The sequence below is a fragment of the Zooshikella harenae genome (assembly GCF_018837975.1).
GTDB classification, from domain to species: Bacteria; Pseudomonadota; Gammaproteobacteria; order Pseudomonadales; family Zooshikellaceae; genus Zooshikella; species Zooshikella harenae.
In genome coordinates this window covers 1-15441 of the sequence record NZ_JAGSOY010000061.1, presented here as the reverse complement: position 1 = coordinate 15441, position 15441 = coordinate 1, and the positions used below count along the sequence as shown (strand labels likewise).

At 40.1% G+C, this 15441-nt stretch carries 14 protein-coding genes; 9 read left to right on the top strand and 5 right to left on the bottom strand.

All coding sequences use genetic code 11. The features are described from left to right. The first annotated feature begins 13 nt into the window (after nt 1-13). From nagA to KCG35_RS18730, 5 genes are all read left to right on the top strand, one after another. Nucleotides 14-1156 (top strand): N-acetylglucosamine-6-phosphate deacetylase, encoded by a 1143-nt coding sequence (gene nagA / locus KCG35_RS18750; protein ID WP_215821369.1) that lies wholly within the window; start codon nt 14-16, stop codon nt 1154-1156. 56 nt (nt 1157-1212) lie between these two features. Next, on the top strand, nt 1213-2457 hold the full coding sequence (locus KCG35_RS18745; RefSeq protein ID WP_215821367.1) for an ROK family protein: 1245 nt from the start codon (nt 1213-1215) through the stop codon (nt 2455-2457). Nucleotides 2458-2703: 246 nt separating this feature from the next. After that, nucleotides 2704-4110, top strand: a complete 1407-nt coding sequence (locus KCG35_RS18740) for a dicarboxylate/amino acid:cation symporter (RefSeq protein ID WP_215821365.1) — start codon at nt 2704-2706, stop codon at nt 4108-4110. A gap of 189 nt (nt 4111-4299) precedes the next feature. Beyond that, on the top strand, nt 4300-4971 hold the full coding sequence (locus KCG35_RS18735) for a DUF2959 domain-containing protein (RefSeq protein ID WP_215821363.1): 672 nt from the start codon (nt 4300-4302) through the stop codon (nt 4969-4971). A 6-nt stretch (nt 4972-4977) separates the two neighbouring features. Beyond that, nucleotides 4978-5460, top strand: coding sequence for an LEA/WHy family protein (locus KCG35_RS18730; RefSeq protein ID WP_215821361.1), 483 nt, complete (start codon nt 4978-4980; stop codon nt 5458-5460). 55 nt (nt 5461-5515) lie between these two features. Here KCG35_RS18730 and KCG35_RS18725 read toward each other — a convergent pair whose 3' ends face one another. Genes KCG35_RS18725 through KCG35_RS18715 form a run of 3 tightly spaced genes read right to left on the bottom strand, consistent with a single transcriptional unit; the run spans nt 5516 to nt 8566 of the window. Beyond that, entirely contained in the window at nt 5516-6358 is an 843-nt protein-coding gene (locus KCG35_RS18725) for a carbohydrate ABC transporter permease (protein WP_215821381.1), read from the bottom strand. Between the two features lie 19 nt (nt 6359-6377). Further along, the gene (locus tag KCG35_RS18720) at nt 6378-7289 is read right to left on the bottom strand and encodes a carbohydrate ABC transporter permease (protein WP_215821359.1); all 912 of its coding nucleotides are present in this window, start codon (nt 7287-7289) and stop codon (nt 6378-6380) included. A 29-nt stretch (nt 7290-7318) separates the two neighbouring features. Next, nucleotides 7319-8566 carry an ABC transporter substrate-binding protein gene (locus tag KCG35_RS18715; RefSeq protein WP_215821357.1) on the bottom strand — a complete coding sequence of 416 codons (1248 nt, stop codon included), beginning with the start codon at nt 8564-8566 and terminating at the stop codon, nt 7319-7321. Between the two features lie 114 nt (nt 8567-8680). Between KCG35_RS18715 and trmJ the strand changes: the two genes are divergently transcribed. Then, complete coding sequence (gene trmJ, locus KCG35_RS18710) at nt 8681-9430, top strand: tRNA (cytosine(32)/uridine(32)-2'-O)-methyltransferase TrmJ (protein ID WP_215821355.1); 750 nt, start codon at nt 8681-8683, stop codon at nt 9428-9430. Nucleotides 9431-9606: 176 nt separating this feature from the next. On the opposite strand, the gene KCG35_RS18705 is transcribed toward trmJ, so the two are convergent. After that, on the bottom strand, nt 9607-10689 hold the full coding sequence (locus KCG35_RS18705) for an alpha/beta hydrolase family protein (RefSeq protein ID WP_215821354.1): 1083 nt from the start codon (nt 10687-10689) through the stop codon (nt 9607-9609). A 205-nt stretch (nt 10690-10894) separates the two neighbouring features. Here KCG35_RS18705 and KCG35_RS18700 point away from each other — a divergent pair, with 205 nt between their 5' ends. The 3 genes from KCG35_RS18700 (at nt 10895) to KCG35_RS18690 (ending at nt 14713) form a co-directional block, all read left to right on the top strand. Then, on the top strand, nt 10895-12238 hold the full coding sequence (locus tag KCG35_RS18700; RefSeq protein WP_215821352.1) for a vWA domain-containing protein: 1344 nt from the start codon (nt 10895-10897) through the stop codon (nt 12236-12238). Nucleotides 12239-12321: 83 nt separating this feature from the next. Continuing rightward, the gene (locus KCG35_RS18695) at nt 12322-13977 is read left to right on the top strand and encodes a sensor histidine kinase (RefSeq protein WP_215821351.1); all 1656 of its coding nucleotides are present in this window, start codon (nt 12322-12324) and stop codon (nt 13975-13977) included. A 52-nt stretch (nt 13978-14029) separates the two neighbouring features. Continuing rightward, nucleotides 14030-14713 carry a response regulator transcription factor gene (locus KCG35_RS18690; protein WP_215821349.1) on the top strand — a complete coding sequence of 228 codons (684 nt, stop codon included), beginning with the start codon at nt 14030-14032 and terminating at the stop codon, nt 14711-14713. Nucleotides 14714-14731: 18 nt separating this feature from the next. Here the strand turns inward: KCG35_RS18690 and KCG35_RS18685 are convergent, their stop codons facing one another. Next, nucleotides 14732-15283, bottom strand: coding sequence for a dual specificity protein phosphatase family protein (locus KCG35_RS18685; RefSeq protein ID WP_215821347.1), 552 nt, complete (start codon nt 15281-15283; stop codon nt 14732-14734). Nucleotides 15284-15441 lie beyond the last annotated feature (158 nt).

Here is a 15441-nt window from a genome sequence, read left to right as displayed (position 1 = left end):
GAGAAAATGCAGTATGTACGCACTCATTAATGGACGCATTTTTACTAGTGAAGAAACGCTTGAACAACATGCTGTTGTCATTGAAAACACTTTAATTAAAGCCATAGTACCGACTAACACTCTCACCAAAGATATTAAGAAAATTGACTTACAAGGGCTTAATGTCTCACCGGGGTTTATTGATCTACAATTAAATGGTTGTGGTGGTCGTTTATTTAATGATGATATTAGTGCAGAAACACTAGATATTATGCACGAAACAAATTTGTGCCATGGTACAACTCATTATCTACCAACATTGATCACCACAAATGACACCCAAATAAAAAAAGCTTTAGAAACAGTAAAAAATTACCAACAAAAACATACTTCAGTCGTTGGATTACATTTAGAAGGCCCTTATATCAACCGACAAAAAAAAGGTATTCATGACCCAAACCAAATTCGTCCTTATGATATTGAGATGATAAAATTAATGGCTGAGTATGGTGGCGACACATTAAAAGTTGTTACGCTCGCACCAGAATTAACGACTCCAGAGATAATCCAGTTACTCGTCAATAATAAGATTATTGTTTCTGCAGGGCATAGCCTTTCTGACTATAACACGGCACAACATGCATTTCAGGCTGGCATCTCAATGGCTACACACCTGTTTAATGCAATGCCTTCAATTTCTGCACGAACACCTGGCTTGGCAACAGCAATTTTAGAGAACTCAACCGTTTTTGCTGGAATTATTGTTGACGGAATTCATGTTGATTATTCCCTCGTTAAATTAGCTAAAAAGCTAAAACCACAGCAATTATTTTTAGTGACTGATGCGGTCTCACCTGCAGGAACCAGTATGGCAGCATTTAACCTGGGACCTCACACCATTCAAGTTAAAAATGGTCAGTGTATCGCGGAAGATGGTACTATTGGTGGATCTGCATTAACCATGAATAATGCAATTAATAATTGTGTGAATCATGCAGGAATAGAACTAGCCGAAGCATTAAGGATGGCAACACTTTATCCTGCCAAAGCAATAAACCAGGATCACTATCTTGGAAAGATTGCACCAGGCTACAGCGCTGATTTAGCTATCTTTGATAATAGTTTAAATATAAAGGCCAGTATAAGTTCTGGACATTGGCATGACACAACAAAATAAGGGCAAAAAATGATTTTATTTGCTCTAACCTTAACTTTGTAAAAATACTGAGGTTTATGGCTCCCTTTATTAAAGGCAATATTGATCTAGTAAGACAGCTGAATACGGCGACGATTTATCGCACTATCAACAATGATGGTCCCATTTCTCGAACCCGTTTAGTAGAGGTAACCAGTTTAGCGGCTGCCAGTGTCACCAAGATCACTCGACAACTTATCAATGCTGGTTTAGTGCAAGAGGTTTCTCAGGAAGAGTCAACCGGAGGTCGACGTCCAACGTTACTGGCAACAAATAAAGAACGTTTCTACATCATTTCAACCAAATTAGGTCGAGGATACCTTGAAGTAACCTTGAATCGCTTAAATAAAGAAGTCATAGACCATCGAAAACTAACCTTAAAATATCAAAACCCTGATGCTGTACTCCAAGAAACTTGCGAAATTATTCACGAAATCTTAAAAAGTAACAGCCATATAAACCGACAGCAAATCCTGGGGATTGGCCTCGCGATGCCTGGATTAATTGATCCCAGCAAAGGGATTGTCATCGAAAACCCACATTATCAGTTTAAACATTTTCCAATTGTCGATTTTTTTGAACGAGAGTTTAATATAATAACCTTCGTTGATAACGATATCCGTAGCTTAGCCCTTGCAGAAAATTATTTCGGTGCCTCACAAGGCATTAAAGACTCTGTATTAATCAGTGTTAAGCATGGTATTGGGGCAGGGATCATGATTAATGGGCAGCTATTTTATGGCTGTAACCAAAATGCAGGGGAAGTGGGACATATTTTTATTGAAGAGTTTGGTCCCAAATGTAACTGTGGAAATTATGGCTGTTTAGAAACCGTTGCCTCTAATCCAAGTATTACTCGCCAGGCTAAAGAGTTACTCGCTCATGGGCATCCTAGCCAGTTAACGTCACTCCCCTCTTACGACTCAAATGATCCAGACGTTACAATTAAAGACATATGCCAGGCTGCGTTGAATGGTGATGAGTTATCTCAAACAGTCATCAAGCGCGTTGGTAATTACTTAGGCATTGCTATCGCTACCGTAATCAACCTTTTTAACCCACAAATGATTATTCTTGCAGGTAACATAGTTAAAGCACAGCACTACTTGTTTCCAAGTATTAAAAAGCAAATTGAGGAGAAAGCACTCCAAAGTTTTGCCTGTAAAACGCGCATACTCGCCAGCCAAGTTGACACCAATGAAACCATTGGTGCGTTTTCACTAGTGCAAAGGGCGCTGTTAGAGGGTAAATTATTCACCCGGCTTGGCCTAAACTCGATGTAATCAAATTGACACCCTACATTTAACCCATTGCGATAACATTTTCAGGTCATAAACTACAGATAGTCTGGCTAGTGACTTGTGTTCGTCGCACGGGTGTTTTATGTTTTGCCTCCCTTTATTAGCAATCACTTTGACAGGAGGCAACACCCTAGTCGGTATACGTAGTTTCCGCAATTGATCAACGAGTAAGCTTTTTTAAAGATCGGCCATTTGATACACAAAATAATGATAGTCGAGGGAAGTCTTGTGTCTTTTATTCTTCGGAAATACTTAGCGGTTCCATTACTAATCCGCATACTGGCAAGTTTTGTCAGTGGCTCTCTAATTGGCTGTTTGCTCTGGTGGCTAAGCTACCAAGTGGGGCAAGACACTATTAGCGAAGTACTTAGCTATATCACCCCTTTTGGTGAAGTCTTTGTCAAAATGCTAAAAATGATCGTTATACCGGTCATCTTCTTTTCCCTTGTAGTGGGTGCAGCTAGTTTACCACTGCAACGTTTTGGCAAAATTGGTGTTAAAGTGCTTGGCTGGTACTTTTTCTGTTCACTGCTTGCTGCAACTGTTGGTGTGCTTATCGCACTAGCAGTAGACCCAGGAAGTAACAGCCAACTCGCCGGCTGGGATACCATCACTCAAGGCCTGACCAGTCAAGCTAGTGATATATCCTCTAAAGCAGCCGCTGCACAAGAACAGGGCTTAGCAACTGTATTGCTAAGCATGTTTGAAAACCCATTTGCAGCTTTATCTGAAGGTAACTTCCTAGCGATTATCACTTTCTCAATTCTGTTTGGCCTGGCACTTCGGGTTATACAAGAAAAGGCTGAAGCGAATAATGAGTCATCTGCTCATCTTGTCACCCTTTTCAACATTATCAATGCTTCCCGCGACTGTATCTTTAAACTGGTAGACTGGATTATGGAGTACACCCCTATTGGTGTTCTCGCACTGTCTATTGGTAACTTTGCACTTTATGGACCTTCAATTGCTGGACCATACATCAATGTTGCCTTTGGGGTTATTGTTGCTGTTCTGCTCATGGTACTTGTTGTTTACCCACTGCTGCTAGCTATAACAACTAAACAAAACCCAATGCCTGTTATGAAAAAAATGCAGGAAGCTATCATTACTGCATTCATTACTCGTAGTAGTGCTGCAACCCTTCCTGTATCACTAAGAACCATAGAAGAAGACTTGAAGGTTAAAAATGAACTGGCCAGCTTCTCTTTACCTCTAGGTGCAACCATTAACATGGATGGTGTGTGTGTTCACTTACCCATGTTTGCTATTTTGGCTGCAAATATGTTTGGTTTTGACTTAAGCTTTGGCAGCTTGCTGGTTATGGTACTCACTACAGTACTTGCTTCTATTGGTGCTGGTGGTGTACCTGGTGGCAGCTTAATGCTGTTATTCATTATCCTGCAGGGATTAGGTTTATCTCAGGATCAAGTAGCCATCATCGTTGCTCTGGCTTTAGGTATCAATCCTATTCTAGATATGTTTGAAACAGCCAATAACGTCACTGGTGATATGGTTTGTACTTATGCTGTTGCCAAACAAGAAAACCTAATTGAAGATGGTTCATCCGCTGAATGTCGTGATACGACAGCCAGTACTGGCTATCAAACAGCAGATCCTGCTGTGTCGTCAGACTAGCATGACTAAGCAGTAAGCTGTCCAAGAAAGTGTGCCTCCTCCCTAAGGGGGCACACCTCTTTCTCCATCCCAATCTATTAACTCATTTTTTCCTGCAAAATAAGCTCGTTCGATCTTCACTATACTCTACGCTTAATTCCCCTTATTATGCTTCAATTCATGTGTATCAAATGACAAAGTGATAGCCTTATGAAACGCCTGAATTTCGTACCACCTTTACTTTTCCCAATACTCTTCCTATTTCCCTTAAGCATACTGCTTAGTGGCTGCCAGTCCGCTTATTACTCTACTTTAGAAAAAGTGGGCTACCACAAGCGTGACATTTTAATTGATCGCGTCGAAGACACTCAGCAGTCCCAAGAAGAAGCACAGCAACAGTTCCAATCTGCTTTGGAACATTTTCAGGCTGTTGTTAACTTTGATGGTGGTGAATTACAAACGTTATATGACACCCTAAAAGCTGACTTTGATAAAAGCCAAGATGCTGCTGAAGAAGTGAGTAGCCGTATCAACAAAGTTGAAGATGTTGCTGAAGCTTTATTTGAAGAGTGGGAAGGTGAGTTGTCCTTGTACAAAAACCAATCTCTTAAACGTGATAGTGAGCGCAAGCTACGACAAACAAAACAAAAATACCAACAGCTTATTACCGCTATGCGTCGAGCAGAAAAAACGATGCAGCCTGTACTCACCACCTTTCAGGATCAAGTACTTTATCTAAAGCATAATCTCAATGCCCGCGCTATCGCCTCTTTGAAAGGTGAACTTAGAAATATACAACAGGATATAAATCAACTAGTCCGAGAAATGCAGCGCTCAATACGTGAATCCAAAGCATTTGTACAACAGTTGCAGAAAGGTTAAACCATTATGCACTGTACTCATCTATCAAAAGCAACTCGGTTATATGTTGCACTACTATTTAATATACTGCTACTGGCTGGTTGTGCCACATTCTCGAGTAGTTATGAAAAGCCGCAGCTCACATTGAGCTCTCTACACATCCTTGAACCTGATGGGCTAACCCAACGCTTTGCGTTGGGGTTACAGATTATGAATCCCAATGATCAGCCCTTAAATATTAAAGGATTATATTATAGCATCGAACTAGAAGGCTTTGAGCTTATTTCTGGCGTATCAGATCAAATACCCCTAGTTCCCGCTTTTGGCACAGCCAATTTTACGGTTCATGCAAATACCAATTTAATTAATAGCATCCGCTTTATTAATGCAATTATTAAACAACCCAAAGATACATTCAGCTACACTCTATCTGGCAAACTAAGCCTGGATAACTTCTATCCTCGACAAGTGAATATTGAGCAAGAGGGAGAAATTTCACTTAAGCATTAACAGTGATACAACAGGACGTGTATAAAGGATATATAAAACGATTTTACTATGAGTACTAGCCTTTGACTGCTCCCGCCGTCAATCCAGCAACAATTTTTCGCTGAAAAACCAGTACTAACACAATTAAAGGGACTGTTACGACCACTGAGGCTGCCATAATTATACCCCATGGCAGCTCATGTTGGCTGGCCCCACTAATTAACGCAATCGCGACTGGGACTGTACGTTGGTGCTCACTTAACGTAAACGTCAAGGCAAATAAAAATTCATTCCATGCTGCAATAAACGCCAGCAGCCCTGTTGTGACTAATGCAGGCCACAACAATGGCAGAAAAACATTAAAAATCATATGCCGTGGACGAGCACCATCCATAATGGCAGCTTCTTCAATTTCTAACGGTAACTGCTGCATAAATGTGGTAAGCACCCATACCGTAAAGGGTACGGTAAAAATCAGGTACGATAAAATTAAACTGCCTAACTGATTATATAATCCCAACCACTGAATTAACTCAAATAAACCGGACAAAACGGCCACTTGAGGAAACATGGACACGCCTAAAATCACCATTAACAGGCTTTTACGTCCGTAAAACTCCCGACGACCTAAAGCATAGGCAGCCGTTACACTCAAAAGTAATGATATAAGAACGACTAAGGTAGAAACGATGATCGAGTTAATAATATTAATACCAAAAGGTTGCTGCTCAAACACCGCCAAATAATTTGTCCAATGCCAAGTTGTAACCCAATAATCCACCCGAAATAATTCTGATCCTTCTTTAAAGGAACTAATAATGGCGTAGTAAAAAGGAAAAATGCAATAAATAAGTATGCACACAAGCCATACACTAAAGCCTATTTTAGCCAGTATTTTTTTTAGCGTTAAAGATGATATTACCAAACCAAAATCCATTTCAAAATCGCTGATAAAAACGATGCCGTCCAGCATATAAAAAAATCACAGTACATAATGCAATAATCATAAATAAGACAGTTGAAGCCGCAGATCCATAACCTACCAGTTGAAATGCAACCAATTGCTGTCGAGCAAATACTGACATAGACATTGTGGCAGTACTATTTGCCGTTAACACATAAATTAAATCAAACACACGCAAGGCATCCAATGCACGAAATACAACAGCAACCATAACCCCAGGTGCAATTAAAGGTAGTGTCACTCGCCAAAATGTTTTCATTGCGGAGACACCATCCACTTTCGCAGCTTCAAATAATTCTTTTGGCAACATTTGTAATGCCGCTAAAGTCAATAATGCCATGAAAGGTGTCGTCTTCCAGACATCCACTAAGATTACTGCCCACATTGATAAATCAGGGTCTGCGGTCCACGCTAATGGCTCTGATATCACCCCACACATTATTAATAAGTCATTAATAACACCAAACTGATCATGTAGCATCCAACTCCACATTCGTGCAGAAACAATAGTCGGAATAGCCCAGGGAATTAATACGGCAGCACGAACCCAACCTCGGCCAGGAAAAGCTTTATGCAACGTTAAAGCAATGGCTACACCCAGCACGGTTTCCATCGATACAGAAACCACCGTAAAAAACAGCGTATTATAAACCGCATTCCACCACACAGGATCAGCCAGTAATCCATACCACTGATCCTGATAACGCACTAAATAATTTTCCAAACCAATAAATGTATAATGATCTAAATTAGCAAGACCGGCATCGGTAAAACTAAACCAAATTGTGCGAAATAACGGCCAACCCGCAACAGCCAGTAAAGTCACTAAAACGGGTAATAATAACCAAGCGATTTGCCATCGGCTGCCTGTAGATACTCTACTCACAAAGTGTCACTCTCATATAATTAACGTCCTTACCAACGTCCACCTTTACTGATCCGCATCAGCTGCCTTGCTAACTGCTCCAGCGCTACATCTGCCTCTTGTCTTCCAACTAACACCTGATGGACCTGATTATAAAATGCGGCAGAAACCTGATTGTATTTTGCACCTGTCACGGTAGATGGCCTGGCAATAGCCACATTAAGCGTTTTTACCAACTTACCAAAAAAAGGGTTGGCCGTTAACACCTGCTTATCTTGATATAAACTGGGAATTGTTGGGTTATAAGAGCCCGCCAACGCACGCCTTTTCTGCTCTTCTTCACTGGTTAAATAGCGTACGAGATCAATCGCTATATCGGTATGTTTAGAATACTTTGAGACCGCCAACTGCCAACCTCCTAAAGTCGCAGCATGTTGGCCATCCTCTGATTTAGGCACTGGCGAAACACCCACTTTGCCTCGAATTGGACTCTCTTCATGTTGCGTCAATGCCCAAACATACGGCCAATTACGCATAAATACCGCATACCCTGATTGAAAAACACCACGAGCGTCTTCTTCTGCATAATTCAAGACACCAGGTGGTGATATATCACCCACCCACTTGGCAGCCATTGCTATAGCGTGTACAGCTTGCTTATTATTAATTGAAATCTTGCCATCAGACTCAACGATTTGACCGCCACCATAGCTGTTTACCCACTCCAAAGCATTACAGGTTAAGCCCTCATAAGCCCTGCCCTGCCAGGTAAAACCCCACATTTTATCATTACCTGCTTTGCGCTCCTCTGTCATGATGTGCTTTGCAATACGCGTCATTTCGGTCCATGAACCTGGAACGGGTTGCTGGTATTTTTCTAATAAATCTTTTCGGTAATACATTACTCCAGCATCAGTGTACCAGGGCATCGCAATCAAACGGCCGTTGACCGTATTATTAGCAATAATCGCAGGAAAGTGCTGTTTGATTTGGCTGGTTAATGGTTTTGCTAAATCTACAAAATGTGTGGCTAAAATACCTGGCCAAACCACATCAATTTGGAATACATCGATATCAGCTGTTTTAGCTGCCAAAAGTTGTTGATAAAGGGCCAGCCGTTCAGAAGATGAAGCAGGGGTTGAAACAACACTTGCTTTGTGTCCACTGCGCTTTTCCCATATAGCAACTCCTTCCCGACATAATTCCACCTGACGACCAACAGCACCACACGAAATAGCCACTGTTACAGCATGGCTTATGCTTATCCAACAGCATAAAACAATTAAGCAAATACGCATAACATCATCCCTGAATCCTAGTGATCAAAATGTATACCTGGCTCCTCAGGCTAACATTCATTCTATGACGCTTTAAGGTATACTACGCCATTTAACTGTGACGACTGATTCATCATGTTAAGCAATATCCGTGTTGTACTGATTAATACCTTTCATCCTGGCAATATTGGCTCTGCTGCACGCGCCATGAAAAATATGGGGATTCGTAGCCTATATCTTGTTGATCCCCAAGATTTCCCTAATGAGCAAGCTCTCACTATGGCTGCAGGTGCCAAAGATATTGTTGAGCAAGCTATCATCACTTCCACGCTCTCTGAAGCTATTGCTGACTGTAGCTTTGTCATCGGCACCAGTGCACGGGATCGAACCCATTCTCTACCACAAATGAATGCCAGAGAATGTGGAGAGCGCATTATTACAGAAAGCCAGTCACACCCTGTTGCACTGGTATTTGGCCGAGAAACAATGGGCCTTCACAATGACGAACTTCAACAGTGCAATGCTCATACTTATATTACAGCTCATCCAGATTATCCGGTATTGAACTTGGCCGCCGCCGTACAAACTATATGCTATGAAATATACATGGCCCATCAGCTACACGCTGAACAACCCTATACATTAGGCAACAGCCCAAAAGAGAAAGCCTATCCTAATACTCAACAAATGGAGTATTTTTATCAGCACTTAGAAACAACACTGCGCAATATTGGTTTTCTCATTAAACAACACCCTGGTAATACCATGCTTAAACTAAAACGTTTATTTAATCGTGCACGCCCAGAACGACAAGAGTTAAGTATCCTAAGAGGTGTATTAAGTGCAATAGATAAACTATCAGCACAAATAAAAAAAGATAATTAACTTGAGAGCACCTCTAAAAAAAGTGATTTTTTCGTAAGAGTAAGGCAACACCACATGGAAGTCTGCTGTGTATAAGGAATACATGAGTATCCGAGTACAGCGCTAACACAGCTATCACGGAAAAAGTACATTTTTAGAGGTACCCTTATAGTGTTGAATAGGTTTTCAATGCTCCTTCAACGTTTAACCCGCTCAACAACCCAATCGCCCATCATACCAAGATAGCCTGGCACAAAAGCTGACTCACCTTCAATCAAATAACGAAGCTGAGCTTGCCATGTCCACTGCGAGAAAAGCTGAAAATTATACGAATTTGCATTTAAAAGACCATGTGTAGCATTGTTAAGCACAACCACTTGGTAATCTGGGTGCTTAGCACGACTAAAGGCTTGCTGGTAAATACTAGCCGTTTCTGCTGTATCGACGTTTAAATCTTTCTCACCTAATATTGCTAAAAAAGGGGACTTTATATACTGTAGCTTATTTTCTATATCCTCATTAATATTAAGTGATACAAACCTAAAACGCTCTTTAGACATAGGGCTACTATTTAAACCTTTAATAGAGTTACCGAGCTGAATTAATTTTACATACTTTTTATAAGAAGCCTGCTTTTTGATCAGCTTATTAATTGTGGAGAGATAATTTATAACTGTTTCAACTTCAGCAGTAGAATAACCCTCTTGTTGTAAGCGGGTTCGAGTGAAATAGTCTCCTTGCCGCTCCCAGTTAATCGCACCACCAACTGAAATAAAAAAGTCTGCTTTATGTCTGCGGCTTTCACTCATCATTGCAACCTTGGGTAATACCCATCCCCCCTGAGAAAAACCTAACACTCCAATCTTTTTACTATTAACTTCAGTACGATTTGCTAGCAAATTCACAGCTTCTAATGTTTCGTCAGCACGATCCTCCATTGTTTGATTTAACCAGTTTCCAGTTGAAGCATTTACACCAGGCTTATCCCATAAAAAACATGCAATGCCTTTGTCCAAAAAGGCATTAATAATAAAGGTATAGCTACTATTCGCAAATCTATCTTGAGGTCCATCACCATGAACAAATATAATTACAGGAAAAGGTGCCTGCCCTTCAGGTAATAATAATGACCCCGATAATTTATTTAGGTGTCCATTGAACGATAAGTCAATTTTTTTAGCGTAATTCAACTCAAACTGTAACAAACATACGAGCAGAAAAAGTACAGCGCATACAATCATCACCACAATTGTTATTACACCATACTTCAGCATTTTCATAATACTGCTCTTTTCAGTAATTTGATCATGTTATAATCACCTTATCGGTTAATTTTTAGCGTTTGTTGTATTCATCATCCCTCTTAATGGCATCACTTAACCATCAATTTTACAAACTTTTTACATATCACTTACGTTTGTCTGACCATAACACCAGGCTTAAGGATTAGAGTGAAGTACAAAGCCCCTTACGAGGAAAGTAAAGATGAACCTAAAAAAACCTTTCACCCAACTTGCTATAGGTTTTATCAGTAGCCTGGTATTTCTTACACAACCCGCTAGTGCCAAAGCCCCCCCTGTAAACCTTGCTGTTGACCTAGCGACCCCTGTTTTAGAAGCAGAAAAAGCACAAAAGGCCTTTGTTAAAATTTCTTTAACGGGTCTCCAGCAGAACATAGAAAAGCTTCAACGAACTCCCACCAATATTGCTATCGTTTTAGACAAATCAGGCTCTATGCAAGGTAACAAGATTCGTCATGCAAAAGAAGCCGCTATCATGGCTATCAATCAACTTGGACCACAAGATGTCGTCTCTGTTGTAACTTATGATACAACGGTAAGCGTGGTTGTACCCGCCACCAAAGTCATCAATAAAAATAATATTGCCTCTATGGTACGACAGATAAGGGCTAATGGTTCTACAGCCCTATTTGCGGGTGTCAGTAAAGGGGCAGATGAGCTGCGTAAATTTATTAGTGCAAACCGAGTTAATCGCGTTATTTTATTATCAGATGGGCTAGCAAATGTTGGACCGCAGTCTCCTTCAGAGCTGGGCCAATTAGGCGCATCCTTAGCAAAAGAAGGCATAAGTGTCACAACAATTGGTCTTGGGCTAGGCTACAATGAGGACTTAATGACACAATTAGCAGGCTTTAGTGATGGTAATCATGCCTTTGTTGAAAATGCCCAAGATCTGGCAAAAATATTTCAAAGCGAATTTGGTGATGTACTCTCAGTGATAGCCCAAGAAGTTAATATCGAAATTCATTGTATCAATGGCGTACGGCCACTTCGAATTCTTGGTAGAGAAGGAGAAGTTATTGGTAATAAAGTGAGAACCAGACTAAACCAGCTGTATAGTACTCAGGAAAAATACCTAATTCTTGAAGTTGAGATACCACCGAGTAAAGCAGGCCAACAAAAAGACATTGCAGCGGTTCAAGTGAAATATAACAATATGTTAAACAAAAAACAGGAACAACTATCAGGCTTAGCCATTGCTCGTTTTTCTCAATCCAAAAAGGAAGTCGCGGAATCAATTAACAAAAAAGCTTATGAGGATTCAGTAGAACAAGTCGTCAATGCCGCATCAATTAAAGCCATACAATTACGAGATGAAGGCAATATTCCTGCTGCCAAAGCAGCACTTAAGCAAAGCGCTGATTACTTAGCAGAGGAATCAAAGCGAGTAGACTCTGAAAAACTGAGAGTTCAACAAGAAGAAGTACTTGATGATGCTACGGCCCTTGAATCAGAAGCAGATTGGAACAAAAACCGTAAACGCTTAAAGGAAAAACAATATAAACGCGCTAAACAACAGAGTTATTAATTGATACCTGTTAAATTCAAAATAATGAGTTAAGGGCACCTCTAACTCTAAATAGGGGTTCCCTTAAACAAATGATGCCATAAATGAAACACTTATCAACCCAGCAAAAAATAAAAACTATTCTAATACTACTTATAGCATTACCTATTTGCCTTCTTGCATGGCTTAGTTATCAGCTACAAAAAAATGGACAAATCGTTCAAGCTCACCAAGCTCAAAACCTCATAGAAACCCGCCTTAAAGCTGTCGAAAGAGAGTTGACGGCTTATTTTGAGCAGTTGGAAATTCAGCTAAGATCCGATCATCAAGCACTTGCCAAGCTCCCTCATAGTCAATCAACAAGTCAGGTGCGGGATTATTTACATGAATCCCCTTTAATACAAAATATCTTTATCTTAAACAGCACAGGTAGCTTACTTTTCCCTCCTAACGATCAGGCCTCAATTAAAGAAAAAAACTTCATTAGTCAAACCAAACCTATTTGGAATGATCCTGAATTGTTTGCAAACTTAGCCAGTCATGATGAAACATCACCTTCAACCATTGATCAATCAGCACAGTTAGAAGCCTATGTTAGCCCCATCAGTCAGAAAAAAGCCGTAGCCAGTTTTGCCCCCAGCATATTATCCAGTGGCTGGATTAGTTGGTTCTCAGAAAACCATCATCGCTTGCTATTTTGGGTAAAAGACTCCACAAATCGTGTAATCGGGTTTGATCTGAACCGCATGCGAATGCTGTCCGATCTGATTAATCGCTTGCCAGATGCCACACAGCTTCACAATGGACTAAATCAGTCGGCTATTCAGTTATTAAATGATAATTCCAGCGTGCTCTATCAATGGGGCCAATACCAGGTTGCAGATAATGAGCAACCGTTAGGTACACGCTACTTATCTCCGCCTTTAGCAAGCTGGAAAGTGAATTATTTTAGCCATAAACATACTGCCACAACATCAAGCTGGCTGAGCACTCTTGCAGGTTTGCTTGCCTTTGGACTCACACTCATAGGTTTAGGTATCTATTTTTATCGAGAGCATCAACGCGAAATGCAGCAGGCCCAACAGCGGGTAAGCTTTGTCAACCAAGTATCTCATGAGCTGAAAACCCCTCTCACCAATATACGAATGTATGCTGAGCTTATGTCTGAACAGTTGTATGAAGAAGACCAACAGCAAAAAAGATATATTAGTGTCATTACAAGTGAAAGTTTACGACTTTCACGGCTTATAGAAAATGTACTTAACTTTTCCAGAGCCCAACGCAATGCGATTAACGTTAACAAGATACCAGGTGTCATTGATGAATGTGTAAAAAATACAATAGTGGCATTTGAAGCGACACTGCATAATAAAGGTATGCTGTTTGAGGTAAATTATGCGGCAGAAAAAACAGTATACTTTGATAAAGGTATCGTTGAACAAGTCTTAAATAACCTTCTCAGTAATGCAGAAAAGTATGCCCATTCAGGAAAAAAAATTCACATAACAACCCTTCTTGAAAATGACCTGTGTAAAATAACGGTACAAGACTATGGGCCAGGTATACCTTCTGTTGCACAAATAAAGATCTTTGAACCTTTTTATCGCGTTAGCTCTAAGTTAACCGATGGTATCAGTGGAACAGGCATAGGGCTCAGTATTGCTCGTCAACTCGCCCAATTACATGGAGGCGATTTAATTCTTGTTGCTTCCGATGTGGGCGCTTGTTTTCAATTAAGTATAAATATTACCCCAAGTTAACTATTGGGCACCCCTAAAAATGCCCTATCTATGATTCTGGTGGAGAATTCATGTGAAAGTATTAATTGCAGAAGATGATACTTTTATTCGCGAAGGATTAAATGACTTGCTCAGCAATGAAGGCTACAACTGTATTCTTGCCGAAAATGGACAGCTGGCTTGGCAAGTTTTTCAAGCAGAAAAGCCTGAGCTAGTACTTTTGGATATCATGATGCCTGAAAAAGATGGCTATTCACTATGCCGTGAGATTCGACAACATAATCAAGATATCCCCATTATTTTTATAACCGCAAAATCAGAAGAAATTGATCAAGTACTCGGCTTAGAGTTAGGTGCTGATGATTATATTATGAAACCATTTGGCACCCGAGAGGTTATAGCCCGAATTCGAGCCGTTACTCGTCGTTATTTAAAAACACAAGCCAAACAAAAACAAGATAATTCACTTACTATTAATGACTTAACCATTTATCCTGACGAGCTTAGAGCACAACGGGGTACTCAAACCATTGATTTAAGCTTGCGGGATATAAAAATTATCCGCCTACTCTATACCATGCGAGGAAAAGTTGTCGACCGAGATACATTATTCAACCACTGTTGGGGACGAGACTATCTTGCTTCAAGCCGTACACTCGATCAACATATATCAAAGCTTCGTAAAACGATTGAAGTTGATCCTAAAAATCCTACCATAATTAAAACTGTACATGGAGTTGGGTATCGGATTGAATAATTTGTTCCCAGTTATAACTTATCGCTCAACTTTTGATGGGATACCTCGTTTTTTATTTAAACGTCGATAGCTATCTAAACGATAAGGATGACGTTTCCGGTAAATATCCAAAAGCTCAAGCATTTTGCCCTTTCTTTGTAATGTATTATCAATAACTTCAACAATTCGCCGGTTTGGCCAGGGCTTACAGGCCAAGTTTAAGAGTTCAGCAAATGCCCGCTCTTCTTGACCGATGCCATGTATAATGGCCAGAACCCCATAAGCTAATGCCGTGGATCTGCTAACACCTGCATGGCAATGAATAAGCAGGCGATGGTCAGGATCACTTACAATCAATTCAACATTTTCAATCAACTCATTTATTATCTTATCAAAGTGCTGAGTAACGTCTTTTCGCTCCTGATCAAAGATTTTTATTATATAGTGTTCCTTAACAATACCAGACAAATTAGGTATAAGCATCTGACTCAAATCAGGGTCCAACAAAGAAATAACATGTGTAGCAGACCATGTTTTCGCTAGTTTTTCTGCTTTTTTCAAACAAGTTACTTTTAAAGGCGTTTTTATCATGATAGATACACTATTGAACTCAATATCTTTTTATTTGATTTCGTTAAAAACTCCATGAGACGTCTTTTGCTTATATATAAAATAGCGCCATACAGAAAAGCATGTATGGCGCTTGCAATACTTACAAATTAACTAATTAATAGATCCAGCCAACAGTA